4 protein-coding genes and 1 pseudogene are annotated in these 4,936 nt (G+C 25.4%); all 5 read right to left on the bottom strand.

Translation table 11 applies throughout. The features are described 5' to 3' along the window. Window positions 1–659: 659 nt before the first annotated feature. The gene (locus tag K324_RS0108740) at window positions 660–1,904 is read right to left on the bottom strand and encodes a DKNYY domain-containing protein (RefSeq protein WP_036095401.1); all 1,245 of its coding nucleotides are present in this window, start codon (window positions 1,902–1,904) and stop codon (window positions 660–662) included. A 60-nt stretch (window positions 1,905–1,964) separates the two neighbouring features. Next, complete coding sequence (locus tag K324_RS14640; RefSeq protein ID WP_156906984.1) at window positions 1,965–2,111, bottom strand: hypothetical protein; 147 nt, start codon at window positions 2,109–2,111, stop codon at window positions 1,965–1,967. A 221-nt stretch (window positions 2,112–2,332) separates the two neighbouring features. Further along, a complete protein-coding gene (locus K324_RS0108730) occupies window positions 2,333–2,587 on the bottom strand; it encodes a hypothetical protein (protein ID WP_146997433.1) in 255 nt (84 codons plus the stop codon). Between the two features lie 241 nt (window positions 2,588–2,828). Beyond that, complete coding sequence (locus tag K324_RS0108725; protein WP_026748816.1) at window positions 2,829–3,365, bottom strand: hypothetical protein; 537 nt, start codon at window positions 3,363–3,365, stop codon at window positions 2,829–2,831. 6 nt (window positions 3,366–3,371) lie between these two features. Continuing rightward, window positions 3,372–4,936: pseudogene (locus K324_RS16050) on the bottom strand (hypothetical protein); the annotation flags it as partial.

Raw genomic sequence — 4,936 nt, 5'->3', positions numbered from 1 at the left:
TTGTTTACATTATTGTAGGTAATGCTTGAATTTTCATCCATTGGCTTTAATGTTGTTACGGCCGCACCTTCAGTATGGGAACTTGTGTTGCTTCTTGAACGTGTAAATCCGGCGTTTACTCCGATGTTGGCGTAGAAGTTGCTGTTTGCCATGGCATCTCTTGCACCTTTTGCACCGACGCTCCATTTACATAGCTTGTCTGTTAATTGTACCGTAGCTTATTCTGCCTGAGAAGTCTTTCTACCTAATGTTGTATTTTTAAGTTATTTTTATTATTTTAACATCAATCATATACAAATGTAAATACCAATTTGTGTATTAATTTTTTTTTAACCAAACAAATTTTATTTAAATTTGAAAAATTAAGAATTTTGAAAACTGGTTTAGAAAATACGCCATCTAACTTATTTAAAAATATCATCTAAAAAGACCATATAATATCCATACAATTCAAAAAATTAATTTTTGGTATAAAAGCCTTAAATGAAAATTTTGGCTTGCAGGTGTTATATGGGTGAATTTGATATAATCAAAATGTTTGCATTAATTATTTGGAAGGCATGAAAAATGATAGAGAAGATCTGCACTTTCTATCTTGTATCCAAGATTTGGGTGCAGTTCAGATTATTAAATCAAAAAATTTCCAGTATTTTCTACATTTAATAAAATATTTTTTTTCTGGGAATTAAATCAACATCTATATATTTGTCAGTCTTAAAATTTTTAAAATAAATATTGTTCTTATCTTTTGAATAATATTTATTAATTATTTCAAAGCTGTCTAAATCTACTTGCGGTATTTTTTTATACATGTAATAAACATTTTCTTCATCTGTATAATAATAATTTGTAATTTTCTTAAATTTTCTACTATTTTTTACATTTATAAAATGAACTCCTGCAAAATCTTCATATAAAATTGTGTTATTATCAAAAGAAAAAAAATAATCATCTATTTTTGTTAATTTGATATTACTATTTATTTTTATCTTTTTAAAATCTTCAACCAAAGTATCATTAAAAAAAACTCTTCTTAAATATAAATATTTATCATCTCTAAAAAAATGTCTATTATAAATTTCTAAATTTTTGATAGAATAATTCAAAAAAATATTTTCTTCATAATATATATTATTTTTATCTCTTGAATATCCATAAGATAAGATTTCAAAGCTCTTTAAATCTACATCTTTTATTTTTTCTCCATGATAGTAAATATTATTTTTATCTCTTGAAAAATTTTCATCTAATATTTTAAAACTATTTTTATCCACATTTTCAATAATATTATTTGCATAATATATATTATTTTTATCAGAAATATAATTCTTTCCTAATACTTTCATTGTTGAAATATCAATCTTCACTTTTCTTAATGTATTAAAATTAATTTCTAAAATTCTAGCTTTCTCCTCAAAAAAAAGAACATAAACTTTATCATTAATAAGAAAAAAATTTTCTCCTAAAATTTTAAATTTTTCTATATTTTCTAAAATCTTTTCTCCTTCAAAATATAAATTATTCTTATCTTTTGAAAAACCATAAGGTAAAATTTCAAAACTTTTTAAATCTACATCTTTTATTTTTTCCCCACAATAATAAATATTATTTTTTGAAAAAAAGTATTCTTTTATTATTTTAATTGGAATATCATCTATCTCAAAAATTTCCTCCAAATCTTTCTCACCAATTATTAATTTATTTACATCTGAAATATCAGCTAATAAAACCTTTTTTTTAGTTCCATAATAATTATGAGAGTCCTTTAAATAACAGCTATTTATTTTATTAAATCTATTTTTTTGAGTTTTAAAATCTTTATCATTGGCATAAAGCATATTTAAAATTATTAAAAAAATCAAATATTTTATGATTAGAGTTTTTATAAATATTTTTTTTATCATTCTTTTTCTTCCCATTTTTTCATTATTTCTTTATAAAGCATTTTTCCTTTATCCATTTTTTTATCTACTTACTTCTCCGACAATGAATATGCTTTGATTATCCAAAAATGCCCTATCTTCATTTGTTCTGCTTCCGTTTATGTTTACAAATGTTGGCCCTTCGTTTGCATTTACTTCAATATTGGCATAGAAATTGCTGTTTGTCATACAAATATTTCTTTCTTTTTTTATTATTTTAACATTAATCATATATAAATGTAAATGCCTGCTTTAAAGAAAAAAATTAAAAATTTTGGCTTGTAGGGGGTTATATAGGCAAATTTGATAATCAAAATATTTTGCATTAATTATTTCAAATGTATGAAGAATGTGAGAAAAATAACCGCTGTCTTTTACAACAACGATTATTTAAAACTTTTATAATTTAATTATTCACTTTCATTTTCTAATTCAGAATTATTCTCATCAATATCTTCTTTCGGATTATTAAGTGAATTATGTTTTAAATGTATTAATTCATGTGCTAATACAATATATGTTGGAACTATTTCTGAATATATTTTAGTAGCATTTCCATTACTATCTAATTGTACATTATTAAGTCTTACTTTTTTTTCTGTATTTAGTAATGCAAAATATTCCTTTTCATCGTTTATATTTTTTGGGTAATTATATGTAGACATTGACCCTTTTTCTTGTTGTTTACCATCTCTATCCATTTTTGCTTTAAACCAATTATTGGGATCTCTTTGAGTTGTTATCGATACTTTTCTTTTATTATTTATTAAATCTGATATTAATCGATTCCCATTTACACACTCAGAATTACCATTTATATTACAAGTTGCTTCTTTTTCTTGATTTCCATTCTTGCTTATACACTTATGTCAATATGACTTATCAAATATATTTTAAGAAATAATATTAATGGTCAAAAGTCCATCTTCTGGTTTTTCCTTGCTCTACAAATAGTATATCTATTTCACGTTTTAAATTATATATTTTATTATTAGCCTTATCTTTTATGACAGTTTCAAATATAAATTCATTTTCCATATATGGTCCAGAAGATATGTTATATTTTTCATTCTTTTCTCCTAAAATCCAGAGCAAATCATTATTAATAGAATATTCAAAAATATAACTGTTGATATCAATATATTTACTATTACTTATACTTTCAACATATAAATTTTCATTTATGGAAATTTCTCCTATTTTTTTTTCTTTGTAATAAATTATTATAGTTTCTAAATATAAATTATTCTGCAAACTTTTTAATTTAATAATTATATTACCATTGTCAAAATTTATATCTTCAATATTAGAAATTTTATCATTATCTCCATAATTTAAACGACGCATTGAAATTTCATAATGATTTTCTTTAATTATCTCACCTCTATTAAAACAATAATAAATTAGTAATAAAAGTAATATTATTATTAAAATTTTTTTCATAAATTATCACCTCAAATCCATTATCCGAGGAGCTATTTGCTCAGGATTAAATTTTAATAAATTGTTTAATTGATTTTTAAAATCATCTAAAAAGTGACGGTCAGATGTATACTCCATTGCTTCTTTTAAACCTATAGAACTATATCCTCTTGATATAGCCCAAATTTTTATATCTTCATAATTATCAGACACTACTTTTCCTACTAAAGATAATTCTATTCTTTTTCGTATACTACTTTTATCATCTGGTCCAGTTCCCCAATTTAACCAATAAATTACATCTCTCCCATGTTTGGTTTTATCTGGATCTTTATCATTAATATAAGTAACAGTATTAAAAGTTCCTCTATTATAATAATCATTTACGAGGTTTCCTTTAGAATCTAAAACCACTTCCTTTCCATCATTATTGTTTACGTATTTTACATTTACATCTTCTCCAATATAAATTTTTCCATTTCTAATATTATGTAAAACTGCTTCATTATCAGGAATTCTTCTATAGTTTCTTCTATCTCTATTAAATTCTTCTAAGGTTACATACATGTTAGCTTGCATATAATAATAATTCATTTTTGCTACATATTCACTAATATAAGGTGATGTCAAATTAGTATCATTATTATATTTTTTTAAACTAAAATTAGCGTATTTTTTACCAAATACTCTAGCAAACGCTTTATTAACCTTGCTTTCATCTTTTATAGTTCTATTTTTAATATATTTTTCAGGTACAATGGTCTTGTCACTTGTAACCTCACTATTAGTATCCATAACAGCCTCATTAAGCTCTCCTGTACTTATACTCTCAGTCTTGCCTTCCCTAGCCCTCTTCATCATATCATCATAGGCCAGTTCTCCTGCTACGGTTGATTTCAACTTCCCTTCATTGTTGGCTTTTCCCTTTTTATCTTTCAAATCTTCTGATATTTTCCATTCCCTTGCTACTGAGGCACGTATTTCTGCATCATCTGTCAGATTCTCATTTACAAAGATTTTATTGGTAGTTTTATCGTAGAAAGCCCTTATTGTCTTTCCATCTCCTGCCAGCTCGTCAAGCCTTGCCCTTACATTTTCTAGTAAGTCAGGATTGTCAGGATTAAATTTCTCTATTCCTTTTATTTTTAAAGTGTCCCATACTTCCTGTGAATTCAAGTTCCCTATTGCTATTGCATTCATTTCAGGAGCGGTCTTAACCCTTATTATGCTTTCCTTGATTTCATTGATTGTTCTTCTTTCAGGATCTCCAATATCTTCTTTTCCACCATTTACAAGATTTTCAATTGTTTTTAATACAGTCTCTCCTGTAGCTTTTCCTTCAAGTATTGCTACTTCCAGATCTTCCTTGAACTTTGTTGGATTTGAAATATATTCTATAACCTGCGGCTCCACATTGATATTCGTGCTTCTGTGAGTATCTTTCGTTATTTCATTTGCTTTTGATAAATCCCTGTTTATCTCATCTCCTGAAGCATTCTGTATCTCCACATTTCCAACTATTGTATTTCTCGTAATTCCTTCCTTGTCCCTGCTGTCCTGATTGAAGCCTGCACTTGTGATTCTTGGTTTTC

This window comes from Leptotrichia trevisanii DSM 22070 (assembly GCF_000482505.1).
Taxonomy (GTDB): Bacteria; Fusobacteriota; Fusobacteriia; order Fusobacteriales; family Leptotrichiaceae; genus Leptotrichia; species Leptotrichia trevisanii.
This window is presented reverse-complemented; position numbering and strand designations above follow the sequence as displayed.

Coding starts and splice junctions, on each gene's coding strand:
- K324_RS0108740 (WP_036095401.1), bottom strand. CDS start 1,904: ATGATAAAAAAAATATTTATAAAAACTCTAATCATAAAATATTTGATT.
- K324_RS14640 (WP_156906984.1), bottom strand. CDS start 2,111: ATGACAAACAGCAATTTCTATGCCAATATTGAAGTAAATGCAAACGAA.
- K324_RS0108730 (WP_146997433.1), bottom strand. CDS start 2,587: ATGTCTACATATAATTACCCAAAAAATATAAACGATGAAAAGGAATAT.
- K324_RS0108725 (WP_026748816.1), bottom strand. CDS start 3,365: ATGAAAAAAATTTTAATAATAATATTACTTTTATTACTAATTTATTAT.